Source organism: Actibacterium pelagium (assembly GCF_002285415.1).
GTDB classification, from domain to species: domain Bacteria; phylum Pseudomonadota; class Alphaproteobacteria; order Rhodobacterales; family Rhodobacteraceae; genus Actibacterium_B; species Actibacterium_B pelagium.
Genome location: NZ_NSBU01000007.1, coordinates 810,602 through 831,294 on the forward strand (window position 1 = coordinate 810,602; position 20,693 = coordinate 831,294).

General features: G+C 56.7%; 17 protein-coding genes. 8 read left to right on the forward strand and 9 right to left on the reverse strand.

What is annotated here, in order from left to right; genetic code table 11:
- Window position 1 precedes the first annotated feature (1 nt).
- The 3 genes from CLM58_RS12910 to hflX all read left to right on the forward strand — a co-directional run bounded on the left by CLM58_RS12910 (window position 2) and on the right by hflX (window position 3,176).
- Complete coding sequence (locus tag CLM58_RS12910) at window positions 2-1,519, forward strand: TrkH family potassium uptake protein (RefSeq protein WP_095596313.1); 1,518 nt, start codon at window positions 2-4, stop codon at window positions 1,517-1,519.
- A gap of 140 nt (window positions 1,520-1,659) precedes the next feature.
- Entirely contained in the window at window positions 1,660-1,896 is a 237-nt protein-coding gene (gene hfq, locus CLM58_RS12915; RefSeq protein WP_095596314.1) for an RNA chaperone Hfq, read from the forward strand.
- Entirely contained in the window at window positions 1,893-3,176 is a 1,284-nt protein-coding gene (gene hflX, locus CLM58_RS12920) for a GTPase HflX (RefSeq protein WP_095596315.1), read from the forward strand. Before hfq ends, hflX begins: the two co-directional genes overlap by 4 nt.
- Here hflX and CLM58_RS12925 read toward each other — a convergent pair.
- The gene (locus CLM58_RS12925; protein ID WP_095596316.1) at window positions 3,173-5,635 is read right to left on the reverse strand and encodes a penicillin acylase family protein; all 2,463 of its coding nucleotides are present in this window, start codon (window positions 5,633-5,635) and stop codon (window positions 3,173-3,175) included. The genes hflX and CLM58_RS12925 overlap by 4 nt on opposite strands.
- Window positions 5,636-5,714: 79 nt before the next feature.
- Here CLM58_RS12925 and CLM58_RS12930 point away from each other — a divergent pair, with 79 nt between their 5' ends.
- A complete protein-coding gene (locus CLM58_RS12930; protein WP_095596317.1) occupies window positions 5,715-6,584 on the forward strand; it encodes an NAD(P)-dependent oxidoreductase in 870 nt (289 codons plus the stop codon).
- Window positions 6,585-6,620: 36 nt separating this feature from the next.
- Here the strand turns inward: CLM58_RS12930 and CLM58_RS12935 are convergent, their stop codons facing one another.
- Together CLM58_RS12935 and hemB are read right to left on the reverse strand one after the other, a co-directional pair.
- A complete protein-coding gene (locus tag CLM58_RS12935; RefSeq protein WP_095596318.1) occupies window positions 6,621-7,178 on the reverse strand; it encodes a lipid-binding SYLF domain-containing protein in 558 nt (185 codons plus the stop codon).
- A gap of 115 nt (window positions 7,179-7,293) precedes the next feature.
- Entirely contained in the window at window positions 7,294-8,295 is a 1,002-nt protein-coding gene (gene hemB, locus CLM58_RS12940) for a porphobilinogen synthase (protein WP_095596319.1), read from the reverse strand.
- A 129-nt stretch (window positions 8,296-8,424) separates the two neighbouring features.
- Here hemB and CLM58_RS12945 point away from each other — a divergent pair, with 129 nt between their 5' ends.
- On the forward strand, window positions 8,425-8,937 hold the full coding sequence (locus CLM58_RS12945) for a component of SufBCD complex (RefSeq protein ID WP_143226569.1): 513 nt from the start codon (window positions 8,425-8,427) through the stop codon (window positions 8,935-8,937).
- A 32-nt stretch (window positions 8,938-8,969) separates the two neighbouring features.
- Window positions 8,970-12,404 (forward strand): transcription-repair coupling factor, encoded by a 3,435-nt coding sequence (mfd, locus tag CLM58_RS12950; protein WP_095596321.1) that lies wholly within the window; start codon window positions 8,970-8,972, stop codon window positions 12,402-12,404.
- Here the strand turns inward: mfd and CLM58_RS12955 are convergent.
- The 5 genes from CLM58_RS12955 to CLM58_RS12975 form a co-directional block, all read right to left on the reverse strand.
- Window positions 12,401-13,627: a multidrug effflux MFS transporter gene (locus tag CLM58_RS12955; protein ID WP_095596322.1), complete on the reverse strand. Its 1,227-nt coding sequence runs from the start codon at window positions 13,625-13,627 to the stop codon at window positions 12,401-12,403. The genes mfd and CLM58_RS12955 overlap by 4 nt on opposite strands.
- A complete protein-coding gene (locus CLM58_RS12960) occupies window positions 13,624-14,271 on the reverse strand; it encodes a DsbA family oxidoreductase (protein ID WP_229666101.1) in 648 nt (215 codons plus the stop codon). The genes CLM58_RS12955 and CLM58_RS12960 overlap by 4 nt, the downstream gene beginning before the upstream one ends.
- Entirely contained in the window at window positions 14,258-15,775 is a 1,518-nt protein-coding gene (locus CLM58_RS12965) for a class I adenylate-forming enzyme family protein (protein WP_095596324.1), read from the reverse strand. Before CLM58_RS12965 ends, CLM58_RS12960 begins: the two co-directional genes overlap by 14 nt.
- A 67-nt stretch (window positions 15,776-15,842) precedes the next feature.
- Entirely contained in the window at window positions 15,843-15,959 is a 117-nt protein-coding gene (locus CLM58_RS12970) for an entericidin EcnA/B family protein (RefSeq protein WP_095596325.1), read from the reverse strand.
- Window positions 15,960-15,971: 12 nt separating this feature from the next.
- Window positions 15,972-17,687, reverse strand: a complete 1,716-nt coding sequence (locus CLM58_RS12975) for an extracellular solute-binding protein (protein WP_095596326.1) — start codon at window positions 17,685-17,687, stop codon at window positions 15,972-15,974.
- Window positions 17,688-18,060: 373 nt separating this feature from the next.
- On the opposite strand from CLM58_RS12975, the gene CLM58_RS12980 reads away from it, so the two are divergent.
- Together CLM58_RS12980 and CLM58_RS12985 are read left to right on the forward strand one after the other, a co-directional pair.
- Window positions 18,061-18,834 (forward strand): 3-hydroxybutyrate dehydrogenase, encoded by a 774-nt coding sequence (locus CLM58_RS12980; RefSeq protein WP_095596327.1) that lies wholly within the window; start codon window positions 18,061-18,063, stop codon window positions 18,832-18,834.
- Window positions 18,835-18,837: 3 nt separating this feature from the next.
- Complete coding sequence (locus tag CLM58_RS12985; protein WP_095596328.1) at window positions 18,838-19,875, forward strand: patatin-like phospholipase family protein; 1,038 nt, start codon at window positions 18,838-18,840, stop codon at window positions 19,873-19,875.
- Here the strand turns inward: CLM58_RS12985 and CLM58_RS12990 are convergent.
- Window positions 19,864-20,637, reverse strand: coding sequence for a DUF502 domain-containing protein (locus CLM58_RS12990; protein WP_095596329.1), 774 nt, complete (start codon window positions 20,635-20,637; stop codon window positions 19,864-19,866). The two genes, CLM58_RS12985 and CLM58_RS12990, sit on opposite strands and share 12 nt — an antisense overlap.
- Between the last annotated feature and the right edge of the window lie 56 nt (window positions 20,638-20,693).

Below are 20,693 nucleotides of genomic sequence, written 5' to 3' on the forward strand. Positions count from 1 at the left end.
CATGCAGCGCGTTCTCAACGTTCATTTCTTCATCTTTCAGATGGGTGTGGCCGCATTGGCCATGCTGATCCCTTTTATTCACGCGGTGGTTCTGCGCGACTGGGGCGTGGCGAGGGCCTTCTTCTATTCGTCGTTACTGCTGTCGATCCTGACCGCTTTGCTTGGCGTTGCCTCTTATAATTCGAAGGCAAGCAACCTGACCCGAAGCCATCTGTTGGCAGTTCTGTTCGCCTTTACAATCTTGCCGCTAATTTTGGCGGTCCCATTCTACGAGGCCGTCGGTAATACCACCTTGCTCAACTCTTTTGTCGAGATGGTCTCTTGCATCACCACAACCGGGGCCACGCTGTTCGATGATGCCGCACGGCTCGCGCCTTCCGTACATTTGTGGCGCGGACTTGTTGGTTGGATGGGCGGGTATTTCATCTGGCTGTGCGCCATCGCCATTCTCGCCCCTATGAACCTTGGCGGGTTTGAGATCAGCACCGACCAGCGCCATGTTGGTCTGCGTGACACAGGCCCAAAGGGTATGTTTCGAACCGACCCTCGTGAACGTCTATTGCGGTTCAGCCTGAAGCTTTTGCCGGTCTACGCAGGTCTGACGGGCACGCTTTGGTTGCTACTGGTGATGGCAGGTCAGACGCCGCTTGTGGGGATCATGAATGCGATGGCCACGCTTTCGACCAGCGGAATCACGACCTTCGGGCCCGGTGCATCGGTTGGGGCAGGGCGACTTGGCGAGTTGCTCGTACTGATTTTCCTGGTTTTCGCGATCTCGCGACAAACCTTCGCTCAGGATTTCAACCCTCATCGCGGCCGGGAGTTGAAGAAGGATCCAGAGATTCGTCTTGCTGCCTTCTTGATCATTAGTATTCCGATCCTGATGTTTCTGCGCCATTGGGTGGGTGCTTTGGAAGTAGAGGAAGAGGAAAACATCCTCGCGGCCCTTCGCGCTTTCTGGGGCGCTTTGTTTACCGTCTCTTCCTTCCTTACTACGACCGGATTTGTCTCGACAGACTGGGGCGAGGCGCAGCTTTGGTCCGGGCTGTCGACCCCGGGCATGATCCTTCTGGGGTTGGCCATGATCGGCGGCGGTGTTGCAACCACTGCGGGCGGGGTCAAGTTGATGCGGGTGATGGTCCTGTACAAACACGGTTTGCGTGAGATGGAGAAACTGGTTCACCCTTCCTCGGTTGGCCACGACGGCACCGCCGCGAAAGAGCTTCGAAGGCGCAGCGCCTACGTTGCATGGATCTTTTTCATGCTTTTCGCTCTTAGTTTGACAGTGGTGATGTTGTTCCTTTCCGCCTATGGCCTGAGCTTTGAAGAGGCCACGGTTTTGGCCGTTGCAGCGCTGTCGACGACTGGTCCTTTGACGGCAATTGGTGGTGGCGAGCCAATCCTTCTGGGTGACCTTGCAGATGGTGCGAAACTGGTCTTTGCCTCGGCAATGGTCCTTGGGCGGCTGGAAACGCTTGTGATCATTGCACTTTTCAATCCCGATTTTTGGCGCGGTTAGATGCCGCATGTGCAAGAATGATCACCGGTTGGGCGAAATTTAGGGTGGAATGATTTGGAAAGCCCATACATACTCTCCTTCGTAAACCGTCCCCAGTGCTATGTGGGGCAGACCAAACAAAAACAAAGGCAAGAGACTCAATGGCTGCCGATAAACAAAACCTGCAGGACGCTTTTCTAAATAACGTTCGAAAAGCCAAGGTTCCGGTGACGATTTTCCTGATCAATGGCGTAAAGCTTCAGGGCGTTATCACTTGGTTTGACAATTTCTGTGTTCTTCTGCGCCGCGATGGCCAGTCGCAGCTTGTGTACAAGCACGCGATTTCCACCATCATGCCGGCACAGCCGATCTCTCTTTACGAAGGTGAAGAAGAATAGCGCAGGAATATGATCACACACCGCGCCCGACACGGGCGTGGGTCCTGCATCCTGAATTCACTTCTGATCGAGAGCGTCGACCAGCCAAACCCGCGCTGGAAGAGGCCGTATCCTTGGCAGCCGCGCTGCCGGGGCTCGAAGTGGTTGGAGCTGATGTCGTACCTTTGCCCAAGGTGCGGCCGGGGTATCTGTTTGGCTCGGGCAAGACCGAAGAAATTGCCGATCGCCTGAAGGCCGAAGAGGTGGAACTTGTTCTCATCGACGGTTCCGTGACCCCGGTCCAGCAGCGCAACCTAGAGAAAATCTGGAAAGTTAAGATCCTTGATCGGACGGGCCTGATCCTTGAGATATTTGGCGACCGGGCGCGTACCCGCGAAGGTGTGCTTCAGGTCGAGCTGGCAGCCCTTAGCTATCAACGGACGCGCCTTGTGCGTGCCTGGACCCACCTAGAGCGTCAGCGCGGTGGTTTGGGCTTTGTGGGCGGCCCCGGGGAAACCCAGATCGAGGCCGACCGCCGTGCGATTGACGAGGCGATCACGCGATTGCGCCGTCAGCTTGCCAAAGTCGTCAAAACCCGCGACCTGCATCGGGCGGCCCGGCGAAAGGTTCCTTTCCCGATCGTTGCGCTTGTGGGCTATACCAACGCTGGTAAATCGACGCTGTTCAACCGCCTGACCGGGGCAGAGGTGATGGCGAAGGATATGCTTTTCGCCACGCTTGACCCGACGATGCGGGCCGTGACCCTGCCAACCGGCAAGCGCGTCATTCTATCTGACACCGTGGGCTTCATCTCGGACCTGCCGACGCAACTGGTAGCCGCCTTCCGTGCAACGCTGGAAGAGGTTCTAGAGGCCGATCTGATCCTGCATGTACGCGATATCGCCCATCCAGACAGCGCTGATCAGGCGAAAGACGTTCTTGCAATTCTTGATGATTTGGGCGTGGACGAAAAGACACCCGTCATCGAGGTCTGGAACAAGACCGATCTTTTGCCCGAGGACGAAGTCGCCGCCCTGAAAGAACGCGCCGCGCGGGAAGAGATGATCTACACCATGTCGGCCCTGACAGGTGACGGCATCGATCCTTTAATGCGGGCAGTGACGGATGCGCTGGACGACGAACGCCATGAACTGACCTTTTCGCTGCCCTATGCTGAGGGCCGCAAGCGCGCGTGGCTTTATGAACAGGGTGTCGTCGAAAACGAGACGCAGACCGAGGACGGGTACGAACTGACTGTCCTTTGGACCGCCAGACAGCAAAAGACTTTCCGCGAACTTTAATTCGGCCGTAGCATCGTAATCCCAACGGCTGCTGCGCGCGCTAGTTCGGGGTCAAGCGACATCGGAATGTACTCGCCTCGGCGCCACAGCTCTCCTAGGTCATCGTAATGGCGGCTAAGCGGGTGCCCCGATTGTCCGGTTGAGATCACGAAAACAGAGCTATCAGGGTCCGCAAAGTCATAGACACCGCGATACCCGGCCCCGTGCACGTTGGTGAAGGGGGCAGGGTCCTCGCCGCTGGTCAAGCCGCGCATCAAAGTGTTGTCGCCACCAGAGGTCGACTGACGGATGTTCACGATGTTCCGCAAAAGGGGCAGATCGCCTAAAACGGCGTGATCATGATGGGCTTCATGCGCATCGCCCCAGTGAAGCGCTTCTAAGTTGCCGCCGTGAGTTTGATCGATCCACAATAGGGCTTCGTCCAAGGCGATGCGGGCCATATCAGAGCAGGTTTCTTTCGCAGTTGATTGCTTGATGTCGCACCAACGGCTGGCACCGGAAATGTCCCGGAAGACGCGCTCGATGAACACGGGCTCTACATGGGTGTATTTATCTGCCAGCGGGCCAAGGTCATCGCGGATCAACTTGTCTTGCAGGCGTCGCATCCATGCCGAATAGATCAGTGGTTCAGGCAGATGCTCATTCATTTCGCCATTCCAATCGGCCAGCATTTTCAAAGCTTGCTGACGGCGTGCCTCTGGCGTGCCTTCGGGGGCGGCTTCCCCGGTGTACCAAAGTTCCCCGGCAACAAGCGGAAGCAACGATCGTGCAGTGTAGGACACGGTGTCCAGTTGAGCTTCGATAAAGCTGTCGCGCGTGTGGACCTCACGGCCTTGCATCAGACCTTTCCAGCGGTGGACACGCTGTGTATCGCCCCAAGAAAAGCTGATGTGGTTCGGGTAGGGACGGTCGGTCATCTTGTTGTTCGTATTGCCCAAGATGCCGCTATTGGGGTTCCGAACGCTTGGTGCGTCCGAGGTTGGCAGCATGCCTTGCCAACGGTTCGTGGCAATCCAACCCGGCGCAGGCATACGCCCCTGAGTCTGATGGTCTTGGTGACGTTTTGGAAGCGCTCCGATAACGCGCATCGCTATGGTGTCATTGTCCACGACCGTCAGGTTTTGCGAAGGAGCTACAAATGTCCTGCTCATCACATCCAGAGCCTGTTCAGCCGATTGTGCCTGCATCAACTTCAGCCCAGCCATCAATGATGTGTCCTGAGCGCTAAGCGTTGTCCAAGCAAGGCTGGCGACATGACCCTTTGGCGTAATCAACCCCAGATCATATTGCGAGCCAGGGATCACCGGTCCGTTTTCCGTCCATCGCAACGTGATTGTGACAGGGGACCCGTCCTTGACGTTGATGATCGTGCGGCGAGTTTCGAAGGGTTTGTAACCGTCTGGTGTCAGGTATTCCTTGGGGTTCGACGGGTTCAGCTTTTCGATGAACGCGTCCTGATCATCGAGGTGGCTGGACGTTATCGCCCATCCAACCTGTTGCCCACGTCCAACCAGCACTACTGGCATTCCCGGAATGGTGGCGCCGATGATGCCACCAGTCGGTAACTCCAGTCGAGCAAGATACCAAATTGCAGGCGCAGTGAACCCCAAGTGCGGATCGTTTGCCAAAAGCGTTCCGCCCGCGGCAGAGCGTTGTGGCATTGCGGCCCATGAATTCGACGCGCCAGCCATGCGTCGTGTCGGAACTGGATTCAGAAAGTCTGTTTCAGCCTTGGCGATCTTGAAGTTTTTAGGTGTTGATGGAAACAGGGCCGCGAAATCGGGAAGCGCGGCGACCGCGTCGCTTGGGTCGTCCGGCAGAATGTCTTTCAACCCTTCTTCACCAACCAACAAAGAGGTTTGGGCGCGAAGAACCTCTTCGCTGAGATGCCCGGACAGTTGTAGGCCCATCAGCTTCACAATGGCTAGCGAGTCGGCAGGGCGCCAGTAAGCGATTTCCGGTGGGAACAGGAAGAATTCAGGCGCGCCACGACCCAAAGCTTCGTCGTTGACCGTTTTGATCCACGCGTTGACGCCCTTGGCATAAGCGTCCAAAGCGGCCCGTGTTTCGTCGTCTTGAACCGACAGGGACTTGGTTGCGAGGGTGTAGAAATCGAAGCGGCGCAGTAATTCGTCAACCTTCAGGGTGCGTTCGCCAAACAACTCTGACAGGCGCCCCTGTGCGGTGCGCCGCATCACCGTCATTTGCCACAACCGATCCTGCGCGTGGGCGAAGCCAAGCCCAAAGTATACGTCTTCCGCGGTTGGACCGAAGATATGCGGGACATTCGCGTTATCGCGCACGATTTCGGTGTCGTTGCTCAGTCCGTCGACAGAGTAATCTGCGTTGTAATCGGGCAAGGACCGAGATGCGAAATAATAGACGAACGCAAGACCCAAGGCTGCGATCACCACTGCTCCCATGAACAAACGCAGGAGCCATTGAAAGACACTTCGCATAATTTTCCTGTTGTGGCTGAGCTACACTTGGGTTGTTACTAAGGATAATCTTCGAACGAGGCAATGACAGGAGCCAGACATGGCAAAGACAGCATTCTTGGGGCTTGGTGTGATGGGGTATCCGATGGCGGGCCATCTGAAAAAAGCCGGTCACGAGGTCACCGTTTACAACCGCACGACCGCCAAGGCAGAGGCTTGGGCGGCCGAACATGGCGGAGCCTTTGCAGCAACGCCCCGTGAAGCTGCAGAAGGGGCAGAGTTTGTTTTTGCCTGTGTCGGTAACGATGACGATCTTCGGGCGGTCTGTAGCGGTGATGACGGGGCTTTCGCAGGAATGACCGCAGGCAGTGTTTTCGTGGATCACACGACCGTCTCTGCCAAAGTCACGCGTGAATTGTTTGATCTAGCGTCTGAAAATGGAATCGGATTTGTAGACGCCCCCGTATCCGGCGGACAGGCCGGGGCGGAAAATGGTGTTCTGTCGGTGATGTGTGGTGGCCCCGAAGCGGACTATGGCCGTGCTGAGCCGGTGATTGACGCCTATGCCAGAATTTGCCGCCGTCTTGGCGAAAGTGGTGCAGGCCAAATGACCAAGATGGTCAACCAGATCTGTATCGCTGGTCTTGTCCAAGCGCTGTCGGAGGGTTTGAACTTTGCCGATAAGGCTGGGCTGGATGGCCGTGCCGTGGTCGAGGTAATCAGCCAAGGCGCTGCGGGAAGCTGGCAGATGGCCAACCGCTATGAAACGATGATCGACAACGAATTCGACTTTGGTTTTGCCGTGGACTGGATGCGCAAGGATTTGGGCATCTGTCTGGCGACTGCTGATGAGCTTGGCGCAAGCCTGCCGGTGACCGCTTTGGTCGATCAGTTCTACAAGGAAGTGCAGGCGATGGACGGTGGTCGAAACGACACATCTAGTCTGATCCGTCGCCTTCGTGACCGCTAAAATGAAAGCGCCGCCCGATGGGCGGCGCATTTGCTTTTAGGGGATGATCCGGGTGTATTTGGTGCCCTCGATCGTGGCACCGATCAACAGTCCCGCTTGACCGAAGACCACCGCAAGCACCGGGTCCAGAACCGTGGTCGTTTCGGCCCGCAAGGTCTGGCCATCTTCGCTGACAACATACTTCAGGTCGGCACCTGCTGCCCAACCTTCGGACCGGCGGAAGTTGGATAGCGCTTCAGGCGTCATGAACATCAGCGCGTGCGCGTATTGCTGAACACCGATCTGAAGCCCGACAGAGGCTTTGGTGGCCGAATAATAGTCCACCGTCGCGTCATTGATCCGCAGCGCGCCGCGCCCATAGGCGCCGCCCAAGCCCAGACCAGCTTCGGTGATCAGCGGCATGTACAGAACGCCAAAAGCCTTGCTGACCAGTTCCCGTGTGGCGGGATACTTGTTGAAAAGGAAGTCACGCGTCGAGTCCACACGTGCGTCGATTACGGCGCCGCCGTCACTGCCCACGCCATTTCCACAGGCAGCCAGCGTTGTCGCGGCTCCTGCGCTTGCCAGAAAACTCCGGCGGTTCAGAATGCTCATATTTAAGCCCTCGATATAGCCTCAAGATGGCCGTTTTCGGCCTTGTAGTGGACTATACAGGGGGGCAATGCATCCGTCACCCCAAGACTTTGTGTCTGGGCGACCCTTTGCCGGCTCAGCTGTCTTGCAGAAGTTTTGCGACCGCGGGTGCGAAATAGGTCAAAATACCGTCACAGCCTGCGCGTTTAAACGCCAGAAGGCTTTCCAGCATCACTTTCTCGCCGTCAATCCAGCCGTTTTGTGCAGCAGCCTGCACCATCGCGTATTCACCTGACACCTGATAGGCGTAGGTCGGAACGCCAAAACTGTCTTTCACGCGGCGGCAGATATCAAGATAGGGCAGGCCGGGTTTGACCATCACCATGTCCGCACCTTCCGCAAGATCACGAGCGACAAGGCGCATTGCCTCATCGGAATTGCCCGGGTCCATTTGATAGGTTTTCTTGTCACCGGAAAGCGCGCTGGTAGCCCCAACAGCATCCCGGAAAGGACCGTAGAACCCCGAGGCATATTTCGCCGTGTAGCTTAAGATCACGACATTCGGGTGATTTGCGGCTTCAAGCGCGGCCCGAATAGCGCCAATGCGTCCGTCCATCATGTCCGACGGTCCAAGGATATTAGCGCCGGCCTCTGCCTGCGCCAAGGCCATCTTGACCAAGGCCTCGACCGTTTCGTCATTCACGATCTCACCATCGCGGACATAGCCGTCGTGGCCGTTGATGTTGTAAGGGTCCAGCGCGATGTCGGTCATGACCGCAATATCAGGCGCTGCCACTTTGATTGCACGGATCGCGCGGTTTGTCAGATTGTCGGGGTTCCATGCCTCGGCACAATCTTCGGTTCGGTCTTCCATGCCTGTGTAAGGAAACAAGCAAATCGCCGGTATGCCCAAAGCCTGCGCTTCGACAGCGGCTTCGACGGCCTTGTCGACTGACAAGCGGTTTACTCCGGGCATGGAGCCAACCGGTTCCACCACACCTTCGCCAGAGCGTAGAAAGATCGGCCAGATCAGATCGTCGACCGTCAGAGTGTTCTGGCGGGTCAATCGGCGCAGCGCGTCAGTGGATCGGGTCCGGCGCAGGCGCGTCGTTGGAAAGGGTGCTGGTGTCGGGTTCATAGTCAGTCTCCGATAGTTAAGCTTGGGTCGCATGACTGAATGTGATTGGCAAGGCTAGGATTCTTTCAAACGGGGCATTAGGTTATCGGAAACAGCCGGATGAAGCCTTTGCAAAGCTACGAAACAATCTTGGAACTGCTTGATATGCAGTCCTTTTCCAACCTTTGGTACTGGATTGTGCTGGCGGTTGTCTGGGCCTCTGTGTCCTACTTCATGATGGGTGTGCCGTATGACATGTACCGTCAGGCGCGGTGGCATGGGGGTCAGGCCCAGGAAGACCTTATCACCCTGCTGAAAATCTATATTCGCAGGGTCGATCACATTCTGGCAAAGTCGGGTTTGTTCATCATCGCCTTCACGTTCTTCCTGATTTCGTTGATGGTCGGACTTGGGTTCTTTTACGGCAATGAGTTCTCTCAAGCCGTTCTGCTTATCTTCGTTCCGGCCTGCATGATTGCCGCCTTGAATGTCCGCAATTGCAAGAAGGTGAAACGGTTAGAGCTATATAACGAACCCGACAAGCTTTATCGCTTGATGGCGCGGTATCGGCTGACAGTTCAGATCATCGGTGTGGTCGATATCGTGATCACCACCTTCTGGGGCATTGCCGTCAACTTTACGCGTACCGCGATTGTTGGTTGACACGACGGCTCTCGACTATAACTCACGCCCCTATGACACGCGCAGATCACATCACCGTCGGTGGAGCACCAGAGGGCTTTGACGCTCGTCTGATCGCTCGTGAGTTGGAAAAGGGCGCGCCTGCGGTTGTTCATATCGCGGGTGACGACAAACGCATGGCCGCGATGAAGGCGGCATTGGCGTTCTTCGCACCCGAGGCTGTTGTTCTGGAACTGCCGGGGTGGGACTGTCTTCCCTATGACCGCGTGTCCCCGAATGCCGAGGTTTCGGCCCGCAGGATGGCCACCCTTGCCGCATTGGCACAAGGCGTTCCGGGGCAATTCGTCCTGCTGACAACGCTCAGCTCTGCCATGCAGCGCGTTCCTGCGCGCGACTTGTTGAAGAAAGCGGCGTTTTCGGCGCGGGTTGATCAGCGGATCGACGAGCCTGCGTTGCGGACTTTCCTGACCAATATGGGTTTTGTGCAGGCCCCCACAGTGACAGAGCCCGGCGACTATGCCGTGCGTGGCGGGATCATTGATATCTTCCCACCCGGCCAAAGTGGCCCTGTAAGACTGGACCTGTTTGGCGACGTCCTTGATGGCGCGCGACGGTTTGACCCGGCCACCCAGATGACCACCGAAAAACTGACATATGTGGATCTTGCCCCAGTGTCAGAGGTTATCCTGGATGAGGCGTCCATCACGCGCTTCCGTCAGAACTATCGCGTCGAATTCGGTGCAGCAGGGTCCGACGATCCGCTGTACGAGGCCGTCAGCGCTGGCCGCAAGCATCAGGGAATGGAGCACTGGCTGCCGTTCTTTCACGAGCGGCTTGAAACCCTTTTCGACTATCTGCCCGACGCCAGTTTTTCGCTAGACGAGCAAATCACCCCGATGCGTTTGTCGCGGTGGGACGGAATTAAGGATCAGTACGAAACGCGCCAGTTCGCGCTTCAGCAGAAAAACAAGATGGGCTCGGTCTATAAGCCGTGCCCGCCGGAACAGCTGTATTTGGATGATACCGCGTGGGCAGAGGCGACCGGCGGGTTGCGCTTGCTGCAATTCCACGCGCTGCCCAAAGGAACTGGCCCGGGCGTGATCGACGCTGGTGGTCGTATTGGCCGCAACTTCTCTCCTGAACGGAAACTCGAAGACGTCAGCCTGTTTGAAGCTCTGGCACAGCATATCGAAAATCGCCATTCCGAAGGACCCGTGGTCGTCGCATCCTATTCCGAAGGTGCGCGGGAACGACTGGAGGGACTTCTGGCCGATGAGGGGCTGACACAGGCGGTCCTTATCAAGGATATCCGACAGGTTACCAGTCGCGGCGTCTATCTGACCGTTTGGGCGCTGGAACACGGGTTTGAGGCACCTGACCTGACGGTCATCTCGGAACAGGACGTTCTGGGTGACCGCCTGATCCGGGCGCCCAAGAAACGTCGCAAGGCCGAAAACTTCCTGACCGAGGCGCAATCGCTGCATCCAGGCGATCTGGTCGTGCATGTCGAACACGGGGTAGGGCGCTACACCGGTTTGGAAACCATTACGGCTGCGGGCGCGCCGCATGAATGCCTCTCGCTGGAGTATGCGGGCGGCGACCGCCTGTTCCTACCAGTGGTGAACATCGAACTCCTCAGCCGCTATGGCCATGAAGAAGGGTTGCTGGACAAGCTTGGCGGCGGCGCTTGGCAGGCCAAGAAGGCCAAGCTGAAAGAGCGTATCCGCAAGATCGCTGACAAGCTGATCCGCATTGCAGCCGAACGGACCCTGCGCAAGGCACCGATCCTAGAGGTGAACCCTTCGATGTGGGAAGAGTTCAGCGCGCGTTTCCCATATCAAGAGACCGAGGACCAGCTAAGCGCCATCGAAGACGTTCTTGCCGATTTGGCGCAAGGGTCTCCGATGGATCGCCTTGTTTGCGGCGACGTGGGTTTTGGCAAAACAGAAGTCGCCATGCGGGCAGCGTTTGTGGCCGCCATGTCGGGCGTGCAGGTGGCCCTGATTGCCCCCACAACACTGCTGGCCCGCCAACACGCCAAGGCCTTTGCCGAACGGTTCCGGGGCTTCCCGGTTCAGGTTCGTCAACTGTCCCGGTTTGTCTCGGCCAAAGAAGCGTCTCTGACCCGCACGGGCATGGCGGATGGCACGGTTGATATCGTCATTGGCACCCATGCCCTGTTGGCCAAGAACATCAAGTTTCAGAACCTTGGACTGCTGATAATTGACGAGGAACAGCACTTTGGTGTGAACCACAAGGAACGCCTGAAAGAGCTGCGCTCGGACATTCACGTCCTGACCATGACCGCCACGCCGATCCCGCGAACCTTGCAGATGTCGCTTACCGGTGTCCGGGACCTGTCGATCATCGGCACACCGCCGGTCGACCGGCTTGCGATCCGGACCTACGTGTCAGAATTCGACCCCGTCACCGTCCGCGAGGCGCTTCTGCGCGAACACTATCGCGGAGGTCAAAGCTTCTATGTGGTGCCCCGTATCAACGATCTTGCCGAGATCGAAGAGTTCCTGAAAGAACAGGTGCCCGAAGTCAGCTATGTCGTGGCGAACGGCCAGATGGCGGCGGGCGATCTGGATGACCGGATGAACGCCTTCTACGACGGGAAATACGACGTCTTGCTGGCCACCACGATCGTGGAAAGCGGATTGGATATCCCAACCGCCAACACATTGATCGTGCACCGTGCCGATATGTTCGGTCTGGCGCAGCTGTACCAAATCCGGGGCAGGGTGGGCCGGTCGAAGACCCGTGCCTATGCCTACATGACCACGAAACCCCGCAAGCCGCTGACGCCACAGGCACAGAAACGCCTGAAGGTTCTGGGAAGCCTCGACAACCTTGGTGCAGGCTTCACACTGGCCAGCCAAGACCTTGATATCCGTGGGGCGGGCAACCTTGTGGGTGAAGAACAATCAGGCCACGTCCGCGAGGTAGGGTTCGAACTGTATCAATCGATGCTGGAAGAGGCGATTGCCAAGATCCGTTCGGGTCAGATGGAAGGCTTGACCGACCAAGATGACCAATGGGCGCCGCAGATTAATCTTGGCGTCCCGGTTCTGATCCCAGAAGACTATGTACCCGATCTGGATGTACGCCTTGGCCTTTATCGCCGCTTGTCCAACCTGACCACAAAGGTGGAACTTGAAGGCTTTGCCGCCGAGTTGATCGACCGGTTCGGCAAGCTGCCGAAAGAGGTCAACACGCTGATGCTGGTGGTCCGGATCAAGGCCATGTGTAAGCGCGCGGGTATTGCCAAGCTTGACGCAGGGCCCAAGGGCGCGACCATTCAGTTCCACAACGACAAATTCGCCTCACCCAAGGGGCTTGTTCAGTTCATGGAAGCCGAACGCGGGCAGGCCAAGGTCAAGGACAATAAGATTATCGTCCGCCGAGATTGGAAGAAGACCAGCGAAAAAATCAAAGGTGCCTTCTCGATCGCGCAGGATCTGGCAAAGGCGACGAAGGTCTAAACGTCGCCGGGTCTCACGACCACGCGCTCAAGCTTCGCCATTCGGCGCACGGTGACCAGTGCGATCAAGGCACACAGGAACACGCCGATCGCCAAGGGAAGCGCGGTTCCGTTGTAGGCCAGCCCAACCGGGACGGCGATAAGAACCGACAGAACCGTCGAAACCGCCCCGATGACAGAGCCGGCGAGCCCCGCGATATGTCCAAGCGGCTCCATCGCGAGTGCTGTCAGGTTGCCCAATGTCAGGCCGACCATGGCGAAAATCGTGATTTTCCAGATGATGTAATGTGCAAACCCAAGGGGATGGCCCAAGCCGCCCGCCAACAGGATCAGAATGCTGATCAGGGACATCACCACTTGCAGAAGAACCGCAAAGGTCACCATTCGACGCATCCCCAAACGAAGGACAAGTCGTGCGTTAATTAGGTTCACGGGAGCGACCATCAATGCCACAAGCCCGAACCAAAGGTGAAAGTGTTCGCCTTGCCCGTACGTCGTATCGATAATCTGTTGGGTCGAACTGATCGTCGCGAACAGGGCGCCCATGCACATGGTCTGGGCGATGATCGACAGGCGCGTCATGGGGGCTGCGAATACCTCTTTCACGGCAGACCAAAGGTTTCGTGAACTGATTGGGCGACGGGCCTCTTTCGGGTGGGTTTCCGCCATCCTCATGGCAAACCAGATGGCAGAGACCAACGCGAAAACCATGAAGCTTACAAAGATCATGCGCCAGCCACTGACCGAGATGATCGCGGCGCCAAGCGTCGGGGCCATTGCAGGGACAAGCGTGAAAACCATCATGACGAAGGACATGATGCTGGCCATTTGACGCCCTTCGTACAGGTCACGCACGATGGCCACACAGACAACCCTGGGACCAGCAGCGCCCGCGCCTTGAATGAAGCGCGCCAGAAGAAGCATTTCCAGTGACTGAGCAAGGCCTCCAATCACCGATCCGAAGATAAAAAGCCCAATGCTGACCAATGCAACCGATCGGCGGCCAAAGGCATCTGTAAGCGGGCCAACGATAAACGTGCCGACCCCCATCCCCAGAACAAAGCTGGTGATGACCAGTTGCGCACGGTTTATGTCTTCCGGGCTTAGGGCCTGTCCGATTTCGGGCAGGGCGGGAAGCATTGCATCGACCGAAAAGGCAATCGTCGCGAAAAGCATCGCGGTCAAAGCGATGAATTCAGTTCGGCCGATGAAGGGCTTTGTCATGCTGATGGAGCGTCCAGCTGCGCTTTGATCTCATCGATCACCTTCAACCACAGATCCACAGGCTGTGCGCCTGGCAGCGCGTGTTGATTTGCGACGATAAAGCAGGGAACACCAGTTACGCCTTTGGCACGCGCATTGCGATCCCGTGCAATGATGTCTTCTGCATCGGCGTCGCCTTCAAGTAGACGGCGGATCAGGGCGCCGTCCATGTCTGCCTGTTCGGCAATTTGGACAAGAACGTCGTGGTCACCGATGTCCTTTCCCTCTTCGAAATAGGCTTTGAACAGTTTGTGGACCACGGGGGTTTGCTTACCCTCCAGCCCGGCCCAATGGATCAGTCGATGAGCATCCAAAGAGTTCGGCGTCCGTTTGATCGCACCGAAATCAAGGTTCAGACCAGCTGCCTCGGCATGTTCTGCAATCTTGGAATAGACCGAAATAGCGCCTTCCTTGCCACCGAACTTCAGCTCTAGGTATTCACGCCGATCCATGCCCTCTTTTGGCATATCGGGGTTCAGCTGGAAGGGATGCCATTCGATGGTGAACGGGTGGTCGGGCTGTTGTTCCAAGGCGCGGAACAACAGTGTTTTACCGATATAGCACCACGGGCAAATCGGGTCGGATAGGATATCAAGCTTGACCAAGGTTAGCCTCGTATTCCTGACGCAACTGGCGTCGGTTGATTTTGCCATTGCCACCTTTGGGCAGGCTTGGGACATGTATGAATATGCGGGGTTGTTTGTATCGGGCCAGAACCCCTGCGGCGTAATCTGCCAAGGTTGCTGAGTCCTGTTCCTCGCCGGTGTAAAAGGCCGCAATGACAGAGGCATCGGCCTTTACCTGAACCTCGGTCACAGCGACCTCTGCGATCGCCGAGTGCTTGCCAAGCGTCTGCTCGACCTCGATCGGCGAGACACGGAAGCCGCCGGCGTTCATTTGATCGTCATCGCGGCCCAGATAGGACACTGCATAGTCGTCGGCCATCTGGACCGTATCTCCAGTGACAAACCAATTTCCGGTGAACTTGTCGGTGCCACCGTCCAAGTACCCAAGCATCAACCCCGGATCACTTCGATGGATCGCAAGGTTGCCCGGGGTATTGGTTGGAACGGCTTCGTTATTGTCATCCAAAACCGCGATCTTCCGGCCTTCTTGCGGGTAACCCGATGCAAGCTCTGGGGCGGGGCGCGACGGAGACCCTGAAATGAAGGTCGAGCATTCCGACATTCCAAGCGCCTCGAACACCTGCTTGCCAGTTGCTTCCGTCCAAGCAACGGCCGTGGCATGGGGCAGTTTTTCCCCGGCAGAAAGCCCATGTCGTAGCTTCGGCAACGAAATGGGAATGCCGTTTTTCAAAACCTGCCGATAGACACCGGGGGCGGCGGCAAAAATCGTCGCATCGAAGCGCTTCAGCAACAGGGGCAGGGCCTGTGGGTCAACACCGGTGGCCGGGATCAAGGACGTCGCACCACGAGACCAGGGATCAAGCAGACCGGTGCCAAGGGTATAGGTCCAATTGAACGCCCCTGCGTGCAACACGCGGTCAGATGCCAGAAGTCCATACCAGCCGTCCCACATCATCCGTCGCGCCCAGATCGTCCGGTGCGCATGGATCACGCCGCGGGGCTGTCCCGAACTGCCAGAGGTGAAAACAATATAGGCCGGGCGCTCTGGGTCCCCCATCTCAAACCCGGCGGACGGAAGCTCGAACATGCCCTCCAGATCTTTTGTCGTCAGGATCGGAGTGTTTCCGTCGGGCAGCGCGATCCCGTCGCTTGCGATGACCAAGCTAGGTTTGACCTGGTCAGCAATCTTCGTGATCTCGGGTCCGGTTAACTGGGCAGAGGTCGGAACCGGGACCAACCCCGCTGCAATCGCGCCAAGAAAGGCGATTGGGAAATCTACAGTATTGCCCAGTCGAAGAAGAATGCGCGCTCCAGCGGGTAGACCCTTGTCCCGCAATCCAGCGGCCACGCCCTCAACAGCGGTGCTGAGCCGCTCAAAGCTCCACCGTTCTGCGCCGGTCGGCGATACGATGGCCAGCGCAAGCTTGTCAGGGGTCTGACGGCCAGCATGCAGAACATATTCTGCCAGATTGAACGGTGACGGGCAGGGGGGATGAGCGACGGGTGAGGTTATTGATAACATACCCGACTGCTACGCCTGCAGGGCATCGCGTGCAAGTGCCGCGAGCCCTGCATCAGCGCACAAAGCCTTAAAGGACGTTGCGAACCTTTCGCGCGCCAGCCGAGATATCCTCGCCCATACCTTCAACGGTCGCACATCCGGCAAGCGTCAGGGCAAGAGCGGTCAGGGTTAGGATACGAAGCATTGGGCTGTCCTCTTATTCTTCAAACCACCAGACGTCCGGCTGGAACCCCAACCAGTCGCCATAGATCGGCAGGTGTTCGGGATATTTCAAACCCGCGTCATGGGCAATGCGCGATACCGGATCATACCAAATCGGGATCACATAGCGGCCCGACGTCAGGATGCGGTCCAGCGCGCGGGTGGCGGCAATGAAGTCCGTCTGATCTGGGGCGTTCAGCATCGCGTTGATCATCGCTTCAGCAGCCGGAGAGTTCACACCCATCCAATTGCGCGTGCCGGGCTTCGACACGCCGTCCGCACCCCAATACAGATATTGTTCATTGCCCGGGCTCAGGGACATGCCACGACGGTAGTAGGTCATGTCAAAGCTATAGTCCTGCGTCCGTTCGTTGTACTGAGCGTTGTCCACGGTTTCGACTTCGGCAAAGATACCAATTCGTTTCAGCGCCTCGAGGTAGATATCAATGGTCTGCTGACGGGCTGTATCACCCTGTTTCAAGAGCACCTTGAAGCTGAAGTCTTTGCCTTCCGCATTCCGCAAAACGCCATCCGATCCAACCGACCAGCCAGCTTCTTCCAGAAGTGCCAGAGCCTTACGAATATTGCCACGGTTGGCTTCCTTGCCGTCAGAGGCAGGCGGCGCGTAGCCTTCTAAAGCACCGGGCAGCAGTTCATCTGCGAAGGGTTCCAACAGGTCTTTCACGCGGCCCTCTGCAGGCCCTTGGGACATTCCCAGAACCGAGTTCGAAAAATACGATGTGATCCGCGGCAGCTCTCCGCCGTTCAAAGTCGCGTTGATGAATTCGAAGTTGAACGCATGAATAAGTGCACTTCGTACGCGCCAATCCGCAAACAGAGGGTTTCGTGTGTTCATCACGTAACCAACAATGCCCGTCGGGCGTTGATGCGGGATCTCGGACTTGACCATCTTCCCGTCATTCATCGCGGGGAAGTCATACTGGCCTTCCCATTTCGCAGCCGAGGTTTCCCGGTTCGAATTCATAACGCCAGCTTTGAACGCTTCGAACATGGCATTCTCGTCGGCGTAGAATTCATAACGCACTTCATCAAGGTTGTTCGTCCCACGGCGGAAAGGCAGGTCATTGCCCCAGTAATCGGGGTTCCGTTTCATCGAAACGAAACGGCCCGCTTCAAAATCACCGATGACATAGGGTGCCGTGCCGATCGGGACCTCATCCAGACCACTGTCGGCAAAATCTTTGCCTTCCCATTGCGCTTTCTTCATGATCGGACGCATGCCGATGATCAGCGCAAGCTCTCGGTCTTCGACGTTGAAGGTGAAACGGACAGAGCGGTCGCCGGTTTGTTCGGCGGTTTCTACCTTGTCCCACAGACCGTGATAACGCGGGTGACCTATTGTACCGAGAGTTTCATAGGACCAAAGAACGTCCTCGACCGTGACCGGGCTGCCGTCTGAAAAACGTGCCTCGGGGCGCAGGGTGAATTCCACCCATTCGCGGTTCGGACCCGTCTCGATGCTTTCGGCCAGAAGACCGTACAGCGCAAACGGTTCATCATAGCTGCGCCCCATCAGGCTTTCGTAGGCGATAAAGCGCAACTGCCACGGAACACGTCCCTTGCGAATGTGGGGGTTCAGGCTGTCAAAGCTGCCGACTTCGCCGGTTACGATCCGCCCGCCCTTGGGCGCGTCAGGATTGGCATAGGGTAAAGCTTTGAAATCCGGACCTAACGCAGGTTCGCCGTACATCGCGATTCCGTGCGATGATTCGGAGACCGCTTTTTCCGCGCTGAAACCAGTAAATGCTGCTGCTGCAACCCAGACCGATGCGGTGATGAATTTTCTCGATTCCGTAAACAATGCCTGACCACCCTTTGTTTCTTTGGTCTAAGCATTAGCCAGCTAAGCCAGCCATTTCAAACTTTTAACTTGGAGGAAGGCGAAGATTTGAGTATAAAGATCGCACTGCTCGATAGGTTTCTTGCCTGTATGAAACCTGCCTCAATAACTTAACGCCCGCTTCGTGCGGGCGTTTTTTTTGTCCTGAATGGTCGAAAACGGTTCACTTCGCGCCCGCAGCAATTATGGTTCCCTCACCAAAATTAGAGACGGAGGAACGTTCATGTCGCTGCAAGGTAAAACCGCCATTGTCACCGGGTCGAATTCGGGAATCGGGCTTGGCGTGGCAATTGAATTTGCGAAGGCTGGACTGAATGTTGTCCTGAACTCTTTCACCAATAATGACGAAGACCACGCTTTGGCCGCAAAGCTAAGTGAAGAGCACGGCACGCATGTTCAGTACATCAAGGCCGACATGTCCAAAGCAGAAGAATGCCGAGGCCTGATCGAAATCGCCGGTGGCTGCGATATCCTTGTAAATAATGCCGGTATCCAGCACGTCGCTCCGATCCAGGATTTCCCGACCGAAAAATGGGACGCGATCATCGCAATCAACCTGAACTCTGCCTTCCACACGACTGCTGCCGCACTGCCGCATATGCGTGAGCGGGGCTGGGGCCGTGTCATCAACATTGCCTCGGCGCATGGCCTAACTGCGTCGCCGTTCAAATCGGCATATGTTGCGGCGAAACACGGTGTGGTCGGCCTGACCAAAGTCACCGCGCTGGAGACCGCAGAAGAGCCGATTACCTGTAACGCCATTTGCCCGGGTTACGTCCTGACACCGCTGGTCGAGGCGCAGATCCCCGACACGATGAAGGAATACGGGATGGACCGGGAAGAGGTGATCAAGAACGTGATGCTGACCCGACAGCCGTCCAAGGATTTCGCGACTGTCGAACAGTTGGGCGGCACGGCCTTGTTCTTGTCCAGCGACGCCGCGGCCCAGATCACGGGCACGACGATCAGTGTGGACGGTGGTTGGACCGCACTCTAACTTATGGCGCCCAAGCCTATCAATCTGGCCTTGCAGGGTGGGGGCGCGCATGGCGCCTTTACCTGGGGAGTGCTGGACCGACTGCTGGAAAGCGATGAGGTCGAAATCGCCGCAATGTCCTGCACCTCTGCCGGGGCGCTGAATGGCGCTGCGGTAAAGGCCGGCTTGGCATTGGGCAGCAAACAGACCGCCCAAGACAAGCTGGATTCGCTTTGGCATCAGATTGGGGCGAACAGTGATCCTCATGTATCGCGCTACCTGCGAATGGTGACGCCCCACACGTCGGCCGTGGCCAACGCTTTGGAAACATCTCCGCTGTTTCAGTGGGGGGATTTCCTGTCGCGCAGCGTCAGCCCCTATAGCTGGGGGCCATTCTACGAAAACCCTCTTCGCAGAATCGTCGAAGGCCTTGTGTGTGAAGAGCTGATCCATGATGAGGGCCCGCGCTTCTGCATCTGCGCCACGAATGTTCGCACCGGTAAGATCAAGGTCTTTGACCACGAGCGTTTGACGGTTGATTCAATCCTTGCTTCGGCCTGCCTGCCATCGCTGTTTCAGGCGGTCGAGATCCAAGATCCCGATACCGGCACGACCGAGGCCTATTGGGACGGTGGCTACACCGGCAATCCGGCCTTATTTCCTTTGTTCGAACCGGACCTGCCGCAGGACATTGTCATTGTGAACATCAACCCGCTGTACCGCGAGCAATTGCCGGTTACGCCTCAGCAAATCCAAAACCGGATCAATGAGATCAGCTTCAACTCATCCCTCTTGCGAGAATTGCGCGCGATTTCCTTTGTGAAACGGCTTTTGGAGCAGGGGCAGATTGAGAACAATTCTATGAAGAATGTTCTGATTCATATGATCACGGATGACGAGCTGATGAACGACCTGAGTGTCGCCACCAAACTTGTTCCGATCCCCTATATGCTGGACCGCCTAAAAGAGGCTGGGCGCAAAGCGGCTGATGGTTTTTTGAACAACGATGTACAGAATCTGGGCAGGCAGGATTCAGTCGATATTCACGACCTATTCGCCTGAGGGCTTGTGCGTGATCTGAGCGGCAAGCTCTTCTAGGCTCTTGGCAACTTTCTGTCCGCTCTTCCCGTCTTTGCCGTTCGGATAGACCAGACCGGCAGAAATCACCAGTTTCGCTGCATCCTCGACCTTCATATCCAGCATGATCACGTCCTCACGCGGGACAAACAGAAGGAAACCAGAAGTCGGGTTGGGCGTGGTGGGTAGAAAGACGCTTAGCAAGGGCTCTTCACGCGGAATCTTGGCATCAACCTCACCCTTTGTGGTCGTCGAAACAAATGCCACGGCCCAGATGCCACGGCGCGGATATTCCACCAGGCAGGCTTTTTCAAACGAAGTTTCGCTTTGTGCGAAAACCGTTTCTGCCAATTGTTTCAGACCGTTATAGACCGATCTTACCACGGGAAGCTGTTCAACCAACCCTTCGGCGTAATTCAGGATAGAGCGCCCGATGACCCCCTTCATGATCCAACCGACAAAGACAGTGAACAGCAGGAAGACCACAACGCCGACACCACGAATGTTGATCGCAGTATCCTCGCCAAAAATGTCTTTCAGGAGTGTTTCGGGCTGATAGCCATCGGGGATGAAGGGCAGAACAAAGTTGTCGACCCAGCCAACCAGGGTCCAGAAAAGCCAAACCGTCAGTCCAATCGGCGCAATCACAACCAGACCGGTCAGGAAACTGGTGCGCAGCCCACTAAATAGCGTGCCACGCTTTTTGGGTGGATGCTCTTCGTGATTTTGGTCGTTGTCTTCAAACATGGCGAATTCCGAATTTCACGATTCACTTAGGTTGAAAATCAATTGCTTACAAGCTT

Bases quoted from the DNA above. Each gene is read 5' to 3' on its own strand.
- CLM58_RS12910 (WP_095596313.1), top strand. From the start codon at position 2: ATGCAGCGCGTTCTCAACGTTCATTTCTTCATCTTTCAGATGGGTGTG.
- hfq (WP_095596314.1), top strand. From the start codon at position 1,660: ATGGCTGCCGATAAACAAAACCTGCAGGACGCTTTTCTAAATAACGTT.
- CLM58_RS12925 (WP_095596316.1), bottom strand. From the start codon at position 5,635: ATGCGAAGTGTCTTTCAATGGCTCCTGCGTTTGTTCATGGGAGCAGTG.
- CLM58_RS12930 (WP_095596317.1), top strand. From the start codon at position 5,715: ATGGCAAAGACAGCATTCTTGGGGCTTGGTGTGATGGGGTATCCGATG.
- CLM58_RS12935 (WP_095596318.1), bottom strand. From the start codon at position 7,178: ATGAGCATTCTGAACCGCCGGAGTTTTCTGGCAAGCGCAGGAGCCGCG.
- hemB (WP_095596319.1), bottom strand. From the start codon at position 8,295: ATGAACCCGACACCAGCACCCTTTCCAACGACGCGCCTGCGCCGGACC.
- mfd (WP_095596321.1), top strand. From the start codon at position 8,970: ATGACACGCGCAGATCACATCACCGTCGGTGGAGCACCAGAGGGCTTT.
- CLM58_RS12955 (WP_095596322.1), bottom strand. From the start codon at position 13,627: ATGACAAAGCCCTTCATCGGCCGAACTGAATTCATCGCTTTGACCGCG.
- CLM58_RS12965 (WP_095596324.1), bottom strand. From the start codon at position 15,775: ATGTTATCAATAACCTCACCCGTCGCTCATCCCCCCTGCCCGTCACCG.
- CLM58_RS12970 (WP_095596325.1), bottom strand. From the start codon at position 15,959: ATGCTTCGTATCCTAACCCTGACCGCTCTTGCCCTGACGCTTGCCGGA.
- CLM58_RS12975 (WP_095596326.1), bottom strand. From the start codon at position 17,687: ATGTACGGCGAACCTGCGTTAGGTCCGGATTTCAAAGCTTTACCCTAT.
- CLM58_RS12980 (WP_095596327.1), top strand. From the start codon at position 18,061: ATGTCGCTGCAAGGTAAAACCGCCATTGTCACCGGGTCGAATTCGGGA.
- CLM58_RS12985 (WP_095596328.1), top strand. From the start codon at position 18,838: ATGGCGCCCAAGCCTATCAATCTGGCCTTGCAGGGTGGGGGCGCGCAT.
- CLM58_RS12990 (WP_095596329.1), bottom strand. From the start codon at position 20,637: ATGTTTGAAGACAACGACCAAAATCACGAAGAGCATCCACCCAAAAAG.